The sequence below is a fragment of the Tropicimonas sp. IMCC6043 genome (assembly GCF_004146235.1).
Classification (GTDB): domain Bacteria; phylum Pseudomonadota; class Alphaproteobacteria; order Rhodobacterales; family Rhodobacteraceae; genus Tropicimonas.
Window position 1 is genome coordinate 15,526 of the sequence record NZ_SELO01000018.1, and the last position, 14,213, is coordinate 29,738.

Annotated in this window: 10 protein-coding genes and 1 pseudogene; 9 read left to right on the forward strand and 2 right to left on the reverse strand. The window is 65.7% G+C overall.

The features are described from left to right. Nucleotides 1-10: 10 nt before the first annotated feature. Nucleotides 11-150, forward strand: a pseudogene (locus EU800_RS15820) (transposase domain-containing protein); the annotation flags it as partial. A 171-nt stretch (nt 151-321) separates the two neighbouring features. Here EU800_RS15820 and EU800_RS27255 read toward each other — a convergent pair. Further along, on the reverse strand, nt 322-1,062 hold the full coding sequence (locus EU800_RS27255; protein ID WP_207209923.1) for a THxN family PEP-CTERM protein: 741 nt from the start codon (nt 1,060-1,062) through the stop codon (nt 322-324). Between the two features lie 682 nt (nt 1,063-1,744). Here EU800_RS27255 and EU800_RS15830 point away from each other — a divergent pair. The 3 genes from EU800_RS15830 (at nt 1,745) to EU800_RS15840 (ending at nt 8,486) form a co-directional block, all read left to right on the forward strand. After that, on the forward strand, nt 1,745-3,559 hold the full coding sequence (locus EU800_RS15830) for an autotransporter assembly complex family protein (protein ID WP_129634008.1): 1,815 nt from the start codon (nt 1,745-1,747) through the stop codon (nt 3,557-3,559). Then, nucleotides 3,559-8,103 carry a translocation/assembly module TamB domain-containing protein gene (locus EU800_RS15835; protein WP_129634009.1) on the forward strand — a complete coding sequence of 1,515 codons (4,545 nt, stop codon included), beginning with the start codon at nt 3,559-3,561 and terminating at the stop codon, nt 8,101-8,103. Before EU800_RS15830 ends, EU800_RS15835 begins: the two co-directional genes overlap by 1 nt. 95 nt (nt 8,104-8,198) lie before the next feature. Next, nucleotides 8,199-8,486, forward strand: a complete 288-nt coding sequence (locus tag EU800_RS15840; protein ID WP_129634010.1) for a hypothetical protein — start codon at nt 8,199-8,201, stop codon at nt 8,484-8,486. A gap of 23 nt (nt 8,487-8,509) precedes the next feature. On the opposite strand, the gene uraH is transcribed toward EU800_RS15840, so the two are convergent. After that, nucleotides 8,510-8,863, reverse strand: coding sequence for a hydroxyisourate hydrolase (uraH, locus tag EU800_RS15845; RefSeq protein WP_129634011.1), 354 nt, complete (start codon nt 8,861-8,863; stop codon nt 8,510-8,512). A 74-nt stretch (nt 8,864-8,937) separates the two neighbouring features. Between uraH and puuE the strand changes: the two genes are divergently transcribed. The 5 genes from puuE to arsJ all read left to right on the forward strand — a co-directional run bounded on the left by puuE (nt 8,938) and on the right by arsJ (nt 14,213). Further along, entirely contained in the window at nt 8,938-10,353 is a 1,416-nt protein-coding gene (puuE, locus tag EU800_RS15850; protein ID WP_129634012.1) for an allantoinase PuuE, read from the forward strand. Beyond that, nucleotides 10,353-10,838, forward strand: coding sequence for an ureidoglycolate lyase (locus tag EU800_RS15855; RefSeq protein ID WP_129634013.1), 486 nt, complete (start codon nt 10,353-10,355; stop codon nt 10,836-10,838). The genes puuE and EU800_RS15855 overlap by 1 nt, the downstream gene beginning before the upstream one ends. 147 nt (nt 10,839-10,985) lie before the next feature. Then, nucleotides 10,986-11,843: a metalloregulator ArsR/SmtB family transcription factor gene (locus EU800_RS15860; RefSeq protein ID WP_129634014.1), complete on the forward strand. Its 858-nt coding sequence runs from the start codon at nt 10,986-10,988 to the stop codon at nt 11,841-11,843. Nucleotides 11,844-11,934: 91 nt separating this feature from the next. Beyond that, nucleotides 11,935-12,945, forward strand: coding sequence for an ArsJ-associated glyceraldehyde-3-phosphate dehydrogenase (locus tag EU800_RS15865; RefSeq protein ID WP_129634015.1), 1,011 nt, complete (start codon nt 11,935-11,937; stop codon nt 12,943-12,945). Continuing rightward, a complete protein-coding gene (arsJ, locus tag EU800_RS15870) occupies nt 12,945-14,213 on the forward strand; it encodes an organoarsenical effux MFS transporter ArsJ (protein WP_129634016.1) in 1,269 nt (422 codons plus the stop codon). Before EU800_RS15865 ends, arsJ begins: the two co-directional genes overlap by 1 nt.

The following is a 14,213-nucleotide window of genomic DNA, read 5'->3' on the forward strand; positions in this document are numbered from 1 at the left end:
CTTTGTCGGCTATACCCTGATCGAAAAGCCAAGCTCAACGGCGTTGATCCGCAGACATGGCTCACTTGGGTCCTGTGCCGCATCGCCGATCACAAGATCACGCGCCTCGACGAACTGATGCCTTGGAGTTACGTTGCACAAGCAGCGTAACAGCCCTCGCCAGAACCCCACGGGGCAGGTCTGCCGGACAGCCCCCCGGAACCAGCCAAACCGTTGCAATCAGGCGGGGTCCATTTACGTCCACACATGACAGCCCCATTCAAAAAAAGGCGGCGCCGAAGCGCCGCCGTCTTGAACTTGGCAAGACCTGAATTCGGTCGCTTACGCGGCCTTTTTCTTCCGGCGCAGTGCGCCCAGACCACCGAGACCGGCGACCATCAGCCAGCCGGCTGCGGGCAGCGGCACAGGCGCGACGGCCCGGAACGAACCGATCAGCTGAGCGGTGTTTTCCTGGCCCTCTGCGGTCAAGAAGGTGTCAAGCAGGCTGCCGTTGAACAGGAAGCCCTGGATGTCGAATACATACTTGGTGCTGCCGATCATGAAGGTGTCGGACGCGCCGACATTCAAGGTCGCGGTCACGATATCGTCACAGTCCGAAACGCTTCCGATCGGGCAGCTGCCATCGTTGGGCGTTTCTTCATGCGTGAACGAGAACTTCGAGGTGATATCGCCATATCCCGCAACATTGACGGTGACGTCCAGATCAATCGACGCCAGCGAAGGCGAAAAGATTGGAAAGTTCAGGTGTACGAAATCGCCGAGCGTGAAATTGACCCCGTCGGTCGCATCGAAAGACGGCGGCGCGGCGCCGGTGAAATCATAGCCGCTTTGTGGACCGCTACTATCCACGGGATCGCCCCAGCGAGCAGAGACGGTGTTGTCGCCAACCCCGGTTCCGTTGTCGATCGTGATCGTTCCACCCGCGGGATTGGCGACGGCGTTGGACCAGGCACCTGTTACGCTGTTGATGGTCAGAGTCGCGGCCGAGGCGCCGGCCGCTCCGACGAGCAGTGCGATGGCCGACACCGCTCCAAGTTTTGTTACCAATCTCATCTTAGTCATGGATTCCCCCATTACCTGTTTCCTCTCAATTTTTCGACTTGCACGCTCAGGTGCCTACCAAGTGTCGACGAAGAGGCGGCTTTCCAGAAAAGTATGACACCTTCGCTTCGCGGGTGATCGCCCGTAAAGCACTTGAGAAGGCGCCGCGCGTTCAAATCGCCGCAGGAAAAGGTTAACGGATTTTTCAACGAAATGTGAACAAAAAACGTCATTTCTGAGGCAAGACTCGGCGAAAAGTGGCGCCTATCGGGCAGAGTGTTTCCATATCGTGGAAGATGCTTGGCCGTTAGGCCTTATTGTTTTGATTCAGGCACATTTTTCTTGGTGCCTCGGATATGATCGAGTGCGTTTAGCGCGCGCCTTTCTCGAGCCAGGATGTCTTTGTCAGAGCGAATCCGGTTGAGCGGGGCAGGACGCTTGCTTCCCGTCCCTGCTTGGTTCCCCTGCAACCATAGCCCACCCCAGTGCTGGGTCTGATCATCTCTGATCAATCGAGATTGGGAGGGATAGCTCCGTTGTGGATGCTCTCTCTTTGGGTATGCCCTAAGTCGAATTGCGAGGAACGAGAGATCACGATGTCTGCGGGCTTTGCACCGGCATCGGAAACAGGCTAACACTCATTGAACCGTTCTTCCCCCAGCCCGCGTCACCGCGCGCCGAAACCGATACGGGAACCCCGGCGATGAAGACCCTCCGCCCAAGTCTGCTGCGCCTCGGCACCGCTGCCCTTCTCGCCACTGCCTCCCTGCCGGCCGACGCCCTGGAGAGCGTCACGCTCACCGTTCCGGGCGGCGACCCAGCCCTGCTGAAGCGTCTGGAGAACGCCTCGATGGTGAAGCAGGCGCAGAAGGAGGATCGCACGGACACCGAGGACCTTCTGGCCACGGCGCGCGCCGAATACAAACGCATGATCTCGACGCTCTACGGCCTGGGCTATTACGGCGGCGTGGTCAGCGTGAAAGTGGATGGCCGCGAGGCCGCCGACATCTCTCCGCTGTCGCCGCCGAAGACGATCCGCAGCATCGACATCTCCGTCCAACCCGGCCCCGAGTTCCGTTTCTCGGAAGCCAGCGTGACGCCGCTGGCACCGGGGACCGAACTGCCGAAGGAGTATGCGCCCGGAGAGATCGCCGAGGCGAGCGTCATCGGCAAGGCCGCGGTGGCCGCGACTGGTGCCTGGCGCGACATCGGCCATGCCAAGGCCGATCTCGCGGCCGAGGACATCACCGCCAACCACGCCAATTCCACCATCCGCTCGCGCCTCACGCTCGATCCGGGTCCGAAGCTCCGCTTCGGCCCTCTCATCGTGACCGGCAACGAGCGGATGCGCACCGACCGCATCCGCGCCATCGCCGGCCTGCCCACCGGCGAGACCTATTCACCACAGGAGTTGAACGACGCCGGCGAGCGCCTGCGCCGCTCCCGCGTGTTCCGCTCGGTCTCGCTGCGCGAGGCGACCGAGATCGGCCCCGATGACCAGATCGCAATCGAGGCGACGCTGATCGAGCAGAAACCGCGCCGCTTCGGCATCGGCGCCGAGGTCTCGACCCAGGAAGGCGGCGTGATCAACGCCTTCTGGATGCATCGTAATCTCTTCGGCGGCGCGGAAAACCTGCGCTTCGACCTCGATATCGAGAATATCGGCACCACCGCTCCCGACAACGGCGTGGACTACCTGTTCTCGGCACTCTTCGTCCGCCCGGCGACCTTCATCCCCGATATCGACGCTCTGCTGCTTGCCAGCGTCGAACATGTCGACGATCCGGGCTATATCGCCAACATAGCCGAGATCGGCGGCGGCATCGCGTGGCACTATTCCGACAGCCTGGAATTTCAAGCCGGGCTGGGCTTTCGTGCCTCCAGCGTTGAGGATGCCTTCGGCGAGCGCGATTACACGATGCTGACGCTGCCGCTCGGACTCGTCTGGGACAAGCGCAACGATGAGTTCGACCCGAGCAAGGGGTTCTATCTCGGTGCGGACCTGACGCCCTTTGCTGGAATCTCCAACATGCAGGACGGCGCGCTCTTCGAACTCGACGCCCGCAAATATCTGGGCTTCGGCGAGGAGCGCAACACGGTGCTGGCGGGCCGGATGCAATGGGGCAGCCTGTTCGGACCGGAGATCCCGGAAGCGCCTGAAGACTACCTGTTCTTCGCCGGCGGCGGCGGCTCGGTGCGCGGTCAGCCTTTCCAGTCGCTGGGCGCGGGCTTTTTCGACGACACGATCTTTGGCGGCCGCTCCTATGTCGCGCTGTCGGGCGAGCTGAGGTCCTATGTCTCTGGCAATATCGGCGTCGTGGGCTTCGTCGACGCGGCCTATGTCGGCGCTGAGGAGTTCTACGACGGCTCCGGCAGCTGGATGTCGGGCGCCGGCGTCGGCCTCCGCTACAAGACCGGCTTCGGCCCGATCCGCGTCGATTTCGCTACACCGGTCGAGGGCGGCCCCGAAGACGCAGACCCGCTGCAGATCTATATCGGTATCGGACAGGCCTTCTGATGCGACATGCCCGCTACGCCGCACTCGCCGGCGCACTTCTGCTCGCCGCACCCCTGAATGCCCAGTCCGAGGAGGACGGCGGCGGCTTTATCCAGCGGTTCCTGCAGGACAAGCTCTCCTCGGCGGGCCGCGAGGTGCAGATCCGCGGCTTCGAGGGGTTGCTTGGCGGCCAGGCCCGGCTCAGGGAACTTACCATCGCCGATGCCGATGGCATCTGGCTCACCCTTCGCGACGCCCGGCTTGACTGGAGCCGCGCAGCGCTCTTGCGCGGGAACCTCCTGGTCGACACGTTGTCGGCGGGCGAGATCATCCTCGACCGCCTGCCCGCACCGGCCTCTCCGGATGAAAAAGCGCTTCCCGAGGCGCCGAAGGCCGAGGCTCCGGGCTTCGCGCTGCCGGAACTGCCCGTCTCGATCCGGATAGACAACCTGGCCATCGACCGCGCAGAGATCGGTCAGGCGGTGATGGGCGAGGCCGCAACACTCACCTTCGACGGATCGGTCCGGCTCGCCGATGGCGAGGGCGACGTCTCGCTCGTGACCCGACGGCTCGACGGCCCCGATGACGATATCAGCCTCGCTGGCGGCTTCTCCAACGAGACGCGCGTGCTTTCGCTCGACTTGAGCATGGAGGAAACCGGCGGCGGGCTCGTCGGCCGAATGCTCAAGCTGCCCGGCGCGCCGTCGCTTGCCTTTTTCGTGCGCGGTGAGGGACCGCTCGACGATTTTACCGCCGATATCGGGTTGCAGACCGATGGCGAAGACCGGATCGCCGGCCGGGTCGCGCTCGCCGGCGACGGTGCCGGCGGGAGCACCTTCGATGCCGATCTCGGCGGCAATGTCACCCCCCTGCTGCCTGAGGAGTTCCACCCCTTCTTCGGCGAGGAACTCCGCCTCAGCGCAGCAGGAAGCCGAAGCGCGGACGGTGTTCTCAACTTGCCCGACGTCTCGCTTAGCACTGCGGCCCTCGATCTCGCGGGCAGCCTGCGCCTCGGCGCGGATGGCCTGCCGACGGCCTTCGACCTGTCGGGCGAGATAGGCGATGCCGACGGCAAACCGCTGCGCCTGCCGGTCTCGGGGCCGGGCACTTTCATCGACCGCGCAGCGATCACCGCCGGGTTCGACTCCGCCCAGAGCGACCGCTGGACGCTGGTGGCCGATGTCGAGGGGCTCTCGGCCGAAACCGTGGCGCTCGACCGCCTCGGGCTCGATGGTGTCGGCCGTATCTCCCGCGAGAACGGCGCGAGCGTCACGGCCGACCTCATCTTCGACGTCTCGGGCCTCGCGCTCGCCGATCCCGGTCTCTCCGAAGCCATCGGGGACGCCTTCACGGGCGGCAGCTCGCTCACCTGGCAGCAGGGCGGCGCGCTGGAGGTCACGCGCCTTTATCTCGACGGCGCGGATTACGGAACGACGATGCTCGGCCAGGTGCGCGTCGCCCAGCGCAGCCTGAAGCTCTCCGGCGAGGGGCGTCTGCGTGCCGACGACATCTCGCGCTTCTCCACCCTTGCGGGCCGGCCGCTCACCGGCAATGCCGCGCTAGACATCGCAGGCCAGGGCGATCCGCTCGGCGGCCAGTTCGCAATCGAGGCCGATGTCACCGCCACCGGCCTCTCGATCGGCCAGGAAACGGCCGACCGGCTGCTCGACGGGCCGGTGACGATTTCGACGACGGCGCGTCGTGACACCGAAGGCACGCGGCTCGATCATCTCGACCTGCGGAGTCGTGCCGTCACGCTGGATGCCCGGGGAGAAGTCGGCAGCGGACGTTCCGATGTCAGCTTCGAGGCCGCGCTTACCGACGTGAGCCTCGTGCTACCCGGCCACGAGGGCGAGGCGACGCTGGCGGGGAACGCACGCGAGACCGAGCCGGGCGATTGGCAGGTAGGGATGGACCTTACCGGCCCGTATGCGCTCACGGGCTGGGTCGGCGGGCGGGTCAAGCCGGGCGAGAGCGACGTCTCGCTCGATCTCTCGATTCCGGACATCGCGCCGCTGGTGCCGGGCCACGAGGGCCCGCTCAACGTCAACGGACGCGCCGTCGAGGCCGCCGAGGGCGCGTGGGATGTCGATCTGGACCTTGCCGGCCCCTACGAATTGGCCGCCGCGGTCGTCGGGCGGGTCAACCCGGGTGCAACCGATGTCGATCTCGACATCAACTTGCCCGACATCGCGCCGCTGGTGCCGGGCCATTCCGGCGCGGTGGCGCTCAAGGGCAATGCCGCCGAGACCGGCACCGGCGGCTGGCGCTTCCGGCTCGGCGGCGATGGCCCCTATGAATCCAGTGTCGATTTCGACGCTGCCGTCGGCGATGGACCGGGCACGGTCAACTTCCGCGCCGCCCTGCCCGATGTCGCGCCGCTCGCGCCGGGCGTCACCGGCCCATTCAGCGCGGAAGGAACGGCATCGGAGACCGGCGGCGGGCGCTGGAACGTCGATTTCGACGCCTCCGGCCCCTATGACGCAATGGCGGCCATCAAGGGCGTGGCCGGCGGCGGGCAGAGCGATCTCGCACTCGATGTCTCGGTGCCCGATCTCGGCCGACTGGTGCCGCAGATGCCCCAGCTCGCCGGTCCGCTCCGCGCCCGCGGCACCGCCGCCGAGGCCGGCGACGGGCGTTGGAAGATCGATTTCGACGCCTCCGGACCGCAGGCCGCGACGGCCGCGCTCAACGGCCTCGTCGGCGCGACCGGCTCCGATGTCGCGCTATCTCTCGCGCTGCCCCGCGTTTCTGCTTTCGCGCCCGGCGTGCCCGGATCGCTTCGCGCCGACATCACGGCGAAGCAGGACGCCGACTCTGTCTGGCAGGTCGGCCTCGACGCGACCGGCCCCTATCGGAGTAGCGTCACCGCCGATGCCAGCTATGGCGGCACGGAAACACGCGTCGATTTCAGGGCCGGCCTGCCCGATATCGGCGCCCTCGCCCCGGCCTATTCAGGGCCGATCTCGCTTGAAGGCAGCGCAAACTCTGCCGATCTCGCGCTCTGGAACGTCCTGCTTGACGCCGGCCTGCCCTATAACGGCACCGCCTCGGTGGCCGGCCGCGTCGCCGGCGGGGACACCGAACTCAAACTGTCGCTCAGTCTACCTTCGATCGCCCCCTTTGCCCCCGGCCTTGTCGGCGGCGTCTCCGCCGATGGAACAGTGTCGCAGGCGACCGGCGGATATCGCGTCTCGCTCAACACGCGCGGGCCGCAGAGCGCATCCACCACGATCAGCGGCACGGTCGCCCAGGACTTCGCCACCGTCGCGCTTTCCGCGCGTGGCACCGCACCGCTGGCGCTCGCCAATGCCGCGATTTCGCCGCGGGCACTTCTGGGCACGGCCGCCTTCGACATCTCGGTCAATGGCCGGCCTGCGCTCGACTCCGTGTCGGGCAATGTCACGGTGAACGGGGCCGAGCTGGTCCTTCCGACGCTGCGCCAGCGCTTCACCGGCATCAATATCGGCGTCGGTTTGTCGGGTGGCAACATCCGGCTCGACGCCTCGGCGCAAAACACCAGTGGCGGCGGGGTCGCAGCGAGCGGCACGATCGCGCTTGCCAGCCTGGCGGCGGATCTCCGCGCCACGCTCGATGGTCTCGTGCTGGCCGATCCAACGCTCTTTACGACGACGCTCAACGGCGCGCTGTCGGTCTCCGGCCCGCTCACCGGAGGCGCCGCGATCACCGGGCGGGTCGATGTCGGGCGCACCGAGATCCGCGTCCCCGATGGCGGGCTCGGTTTCGGCGGCACGATCCCGGACATGCGCCATGTCAACGAGCCGGGCGCGGTCTATTTGACCCGGCAGCGCGCCGGCCTCGTCGAGACCGAGAGGTCGTCTTCCGGTGGCGGTGGCGGTGGCGGACCTGCTTTCCGGCTCGACGTCACGGTCAATGCACCCGAGCAGATTTTCATCCGCGGGCGTGGCCTCGATGCCGAGCTCGGCGGCGCGCTGCTGGTGCGCGGCACCACTGCCGTGCCGGAACCGGTGGGCGAGATCGAGCTGATTCGCGGTCGACTCGACATCCTCGGCCAGCGGCTCAACATGACCAATGGCCTTGTCACTCTCGCCGGCGGGCTCACGCCCTACATGAACCTCACCGCCAGCGCCACGCGCGAGGAATTCGAGATCCTCGTGCAGATTATCGGCCCGATCGACGATCCCGAGTTCAATCTCTCCTCGGTACCGCCGCTCCCCGAGGACGAGGTACTCGCGCATTTCCTCTTCGGCAAGAGCGTGACCGACCTGTCGCCATTCCAGGCGGTGCAACTGGCCAACGCTGTCGCCCAGCTGACCGGGCGCGGCGGCATCGGCCTCCTCGGCGGGATCCGCGAGGGGCTGGGACTCGACGATCTCGACATTGCGGAGGGCGATGACGGCAGCACCGAGGTGCGGGCCGGGAAATACATCTCCGACCGGATCTACACCGAGTTCGTGGCCGACAGCGACGGTGACACCGAGGTCGACGTGAATATCGACGTCACCAAGTATTTCACGATCAGGGGCACCGCGGATTCCAACGGCGAGAGCGCAATCGGTATCTATTTCGAGCGCGATTACTGAGGTCGCCGCATGCCGGACAATGTGTCATAGCCATCGGGACAGCCGATGGCATATCCTGTCGCGTGAAGACGTCAGTCGAAGAAACGGAGCTATTCATGCGACAGAGACATGTCCTTCTCGCATCGCTCGCCGGCCTTCTGCTTGCCGGGTGCGTCTCGAACACCCCGCCCGGCAAGAATGGCGGCACTGAGCAGCTCCGCGCGTCTCTGACCCCGACGCTCCAATGGGCCGGCGTGTCGGACGCCTGCATCGCGCAACTGCCGTCCTCGACGCTGGCCGAGGTCAAGGGGATCACATCCAAGAGCGCGCGGAGCAGCATGGATGTGCTGCAGCGCCGCCAGCGGATCCGCACTGCCGCCGGCAAGGTCTGCACGACGATCTGAAGCTGCGGATCGCGCGCGCAGGATCAGCTCCCGCGATAGGTTGAATAGCCGTAAGGCGAGAGCAAAAGGGGTACGTGGTAATGCGTCGCCTCTGCCATGCCGAAGCGGATCGGAACGACGTCGAGAAAGAGCGGCGCCGCGCCGGCCTGACCGCTCTCGACTAGGTAGCTTCCGGCGTGGAAGACCAGTTCGTAGGCGCCCGGCTCGAAGAGGTCCTCCGGCAGGATCGGCCCGTCGGTCCGGCCGTCCGCATTGGTGATACGCCGGGACAGGAACTGCCGCGCCTCGCCTTCGATGCGAAACAGCTCGATCTCGAGGCCCGCCGCCGGTTTTCCCAGCGCGGTGTCCAGAACATGTGTCGTCAGATAGCCCGCCATCGTCGTCTCCATCTTGCCTCTGCCCCGCCGAGACGGGAAACTCCCCGCGCAATGAAGCCAGACCGGAGAGACGGATGCAACGCTACCCGCGCGACATGAGAGGCCACGGCCCCACGCCCCCGAAGGTCGTCTGGCCCGGAAACGCGAAGATCGCCGTCCAGATCGTGGTGAACTACGAGGAGGGAGGCGAGAACTGCCTATTGCATGGCGACGCCGCCTCCGAGGCCTTCCTCTCCGAGATCGTCGGCGCGGCGCCCTGGCCGGGTCAGCGGCACTGGAACATGGAGAGCCTCTACGAATACGGCGCCCGCGCCGGTTTCTGGCGGCTGCAACGGCTCTTCACCGGGCGCGGCATCCCGGTCACCGTCTATGGCGTTGCCACCGCGCTCGCCCGTTCGCCCGAACAGGTGAAGGCGATGAAGGAGGCCGACTGGGAGATCGCCTCTCACGGGCTGAAGTGGATCGAATACAAGGATGTCGCCGAAGCGGAGGAGGCCGCCGACATGGAGGAAGCGGTCCGCCTGCATACCGAGGTCACCGGCGCCCCGCCACGCGGCTGGTACACCGGGCGCTCGTCCATGAACACGGTGGCGCTCGCCGCGCGCCGGGGCAGCTTCGACTATGTCGCCGATTGCTACGCCGACGACCTGCCCTACTGGATCCGCGTCGAAGGCCGCGACCAGCTCGCCGTGCCCTATACGCTCGACGCCAATGACATGCGCTTCGCCACGCCCCAGGGCTTCAACACCGGCGACGACTTCTTCGCCTATCTCCGCGACAGTTTCGACTGCCTCTATGCCGAAGGTGCGGCGGGCGCCCCGAAGATGCTCTCGATCGGGCTGCACTGCCGCCTCATCGGCCGCCCCGGCCGCCTGCCCGGCCTGGAGCGCTTCCTCGACCACGCGACCTCGCATGACGGCGTCTGGTTCGCCCGCCGCATCGATATCGCGGAGCACTGGGCGGCGCATTATCCACCGCGACAGGCACCGCGCCCAAGCGAAATGAACCTCGATGGCTTCGTCGCGGCCTTTGGCGGCATCTTCGAGTATTCGCCCTGGATCGCCGAACGTGCCCATGCGCTCGAACTCGGCCCTGCACATGATAGCGCGACGGGCGTCCATTCCGCTCTCGCCCGCGCCTTCCGGTCCGCCAGCGAAGAGGAGCGCTTCGGTGTGCTCCGGGCCCATCCCGACCTCGCAGGCAAGCTCGCCCAGGCGAGGCGTCTCACCGAGGACAGCACCGCCGAACAGGCAAGCGCCGGGCTCGACGCGCTGACCGATGCCGAACGTGCCGCCTTCACCGAACTCAACGACGCCTATGTCGGTCGGTTCGGCTTTCCCTTTATCATCGCCGTGCGGGACCACGACAAGTCCGGCATCCTCGCCGCCTTCCGCCGCCGCCTCGGGAATGACCGGGAAACGGAATTCGCCGAGGCCTGCCGGCAGGTCGAGCGGATCGCCGAACTGCGCCTCATGGCAATGGATCTCTGATGCCCGACATATCGCCAGAGCCGCTGACGCCCGACGCCTTTTCTCCCTTCGGCGATGTCCTGGAGGCGGAAGGTCCGCCCGAGAAATGGATCAATGCCGGCGCCTGCGCCCGGTTCCACGACCGCGCCCGGCTCGATTTCGGCCACGGACGGGCCGGCATTTCGCTCTTCCGGGCCGAGCCGCGCGCCCTGCCCTACGCCTTCGACCTCGTCGAACGCCACCCCGATGGCAGCCAGGCTTTCCTGCCGATGAGCGCACATGGCTTTCTCGTCATCGTCGCGCCCGATACCGGCGGTCGGCCAGGCACGCCCCGCGCCTTTCTGACAGCCCCCGGCCAGGGGATCAACTTCCTCCGCGGCACCTGGCACGGCGTGCTGACACCGCTTCACGCTCCCGGCCTCTTTGCGGTGGTCGACCGGATCGGCGACGGGCCGAATCTGGAGGAGTTCACCTTTCCGGAGAGCTGGGTGGTGACAGAGGCCTGACAGCGCGCGTCGGACGATCGACCTAAACTCTTTGGTAGCTCACAGGCGGGTTCGGAGCGGATCTCAGGGCAGCGGCACCTGGGCAAACAAGCGATCGTGTCAGATTTCGGTTTGACTTGCGAACATTATTTCCATAATTCATGAATTATGGAAAAGACAGATGCGACCTCGGCCTTCTTTGCCCTCTCCCAACCGACCCGGCTGGATATCTTCCGAATGCTGGTGCGTTCGGGAGAGCATGGGCACCATGCCGGTGAGATCTCGGAGGCGCTCGACCTCCGACAGAACACACTGTCCAACAATCTTTCGGTGTTGCTGACCGCCGGGCTGGTCGCGCGTCATCGCGAGGGCCGGAACATTCGCTACACGGCCAACACCGAGACGATCCGCGACCTGCTCGGATTCCTGCTCGAGGGTTGCTGCCAGTCGCGCCCCGAAATCTGCGCGCCGATCTTCGCGCGCTCCCCCCAAAGCATGGTGACTCCCATGTCTCAGGACAACTACACCGTACTTTTCCTCTGCACAGGTAATTCCGCCCGCTCGCTGATGGCCGAAGCCATCATGGAGCGCGAGGGGAAGGGAAGGTTCCGGGCCTTCTCTGCCGGTTCCCACCCCTCGCCGGATGGCCCGCATCCCTACGCGCTCGAGTTGCTGCGGAACCTCAACCACGACGTTTCGAGGACGCGCACCAAGAGCTGGGACGAGTTCGCCGCGGACAGCGCCCCGCAGCTCGATTTCGTCTTCACCGTCTGCGACAAGGCAGCGGCCGAGATCTGCCCGATCTGGCCGGGCCAGCCTATGAGCGCGCATTGGGGCGTGCCGGACCCGGTCGCGGCGGAGGGTAACGAGGCCCAACGCCGGCTCGCCTTCGCCGACGCCTACCGCATGATGCGCAACCGCATCTCGATCTTCACCAACCTGCCGATCGACACGCTGGACCGTTTCGCGCTGCAGAAACGCCTCGACGAGATCGGCAGGGAGAAATCGCTCGGCGAGGCACTCTGACGGCCTCGCCCCGCCGGGCCGGGTCGCCACGGCGCAAATCTGGATTGAAGCCCGCCGAAATGCGGCGCAGGACATGGCAAGGAAAGACTGAATGATCAGGATCGCGATCAATGGCCTCGGCCGCATGGGCAAGCTGGCGCTGCGTTCCTTTTTCGACCGGGGGATCGATGCAGAGATCGTCCTGCTCAACGACGCCGCGGGCACGCCGGAACAGCACGCGCTGCTGATGGAATTCGACACGGTCCACGGACGCTGGCTGGCCGATATCGCTTACGGCCCCGACAGTCTGACGGTCGACGGCCAGGAGATGCGCCTGACCTGCGAGAGGCGCATCGAGGACCTGCCGCTGGCGGATATGGGCATCGACGTCGTCGTCGACTGCACCGGCGTCTTCAAGACCGGCGCAAAGGTTCAGCCCTATTTCGAGGCCGGCGTGAAAAAGGTCGTGGTCTCGGCGCCCGTCAAGGATGGCGGCGCGGTGAACCTCGTCTATGGCGTCAACCACGACATCTACGATGCCGCGCAGCACAACCTCGTCACCGCTGCCTCCTGCACCACCAACTGCCTCGCGCCGGTGGTCAAGGTCATCCATGAGGGGATCGGCATCAAGCATGGTTCGATGACCACGATCCACGACGTGACCAATACCCAGACCATCGTCGACCGGCCTGCTAAGGACATGCGCCGCGCCCGCTCGGCACTCAACTCGCTCATTCCGACCACGACCGGCTCGGCCACCGCGATCACGCTGATCTACCCGGAACTCAAGGGGCGGCTGAATGGCCACGCCGTACGGGTGCCGCTGCTCAACGCCTCGCTCACCGATTGCGTCTTCGAAGTCGAACGGGAAACCAGCGTCGAGGAGGTAAACGCCCTCTTCAAGGCGGCAGCAGACGGCCCGCTCGAAGGCATCCTCGGCTACGAGACGCGCCCGCTGGTCTCTTGCGACTACATCAACGACGAGCGCAGCGCGATCGTCGACGCGCTCTCGACCATGGTGGTGAACGGCACCCAGGTTAAAGTCTATGCCTGGTATGACAACGAATACGGCTACGCCTTCCGCCTTGCCGACGTCACCCGTCTCGTCGTGGACAGGCTCTGATGGAAGACCGCAAACAGGGGCTCGCGGCCTATGTCGCCGTGACGGCGGCGTACTGGGCCTTCATGCTCACCGACGGCGCTCTCCGCATGCTGGTGCTGCTGCATTTCCACACGCTCGGCTTCTCCCCGATCCAGCTCGCCTACCTCTTCCTGCTCTATGAGTTCATGGGCATGGTGACCAACCTCTCCGCCGGATGGGTCGCCGCCCGCTTCGGGCTGACCCCGACGCTCTATGCCGGTCTGAGCTTGCAAATCCTGGCGCTCATCGCTCTGGCCAATCTGGACCCCGACTGGATGCTTGCCACGTCGGTTGTCTACGTGATGCTCGTCCAGGGCTTGTCGGGCGTCGCCAAGGACCTCGCCAAGATGTCCTCGAAGAGCGCGGTGAAACTGCTCGCGCCCACGACGGACGACGGGCTCTTCCGCTGGGTTGCCTATCTGACGGGCTCCAAGAACGCAGTGAAGGGGATCGGCTTCCTGCTCGGCACGCTGCTCCTCGGCTGGGTGGGTTTCACCGGCTCGGTCATCGCCATGGCGACCGTGCTCGCCACGATCCTCGTCGCCATCGCAGCCTTCATGCCCGCCGGCCTGCCGCGGGGCCGCAAGGGCACCAAGTTCCGCGAGGTCTTCTCGAAGAACCGCAACGTGAACCTGCTCTCTGCCGCCCGCGTTTTCCTCTTCGGGGCGCGCGACGTCTGGTTCGTCGTCGGCATCCCGATCTATTTCTACGCCGTGCTCTCGGACGGCACGGAGGACGGCAACCGCCTCGCCTTCTTCCAGATCGGCACCTTCATGGCACTCTGGATCATCGCCTATGGCGTGGTTCAGGCCTGGGCGCCGGGGCTGCTGAAGGCAAAGGAAAAGACCACCGACCAGATCGTCGCGCTCGCCATCCGCTGGGTCGGCCTGTTGACCGTCATCCCTGCCGCGCTCGCCATCGCCGCGCTCGTCGCCAGTGGACCGGCCGGGTGGCTAACGATCACGCTGGTGGCGGGGTTGATGGTCTTCGGCTTCGTCTTCGCGGTGAACTCCTCGGTCCATTCCTACCTTATCCTCGCCTTCACCGAAGACACGCGGGTGACGATGGATGTCGGATTTTACTACATGTCGAACGCCGTCGGCCGGCTCCTCGGCACGCTCCTTTCCGGCCTTTCCTACCAGATGGGCGGCCTGCCGCTGACACTCGGCACAGCAGCGTTGATGGCCTTCCTCTCCTGGCACGCCGCCCGCCGCCTCCAGGCGCCCGCCCCTACGCCGCAGGAAAGTTGA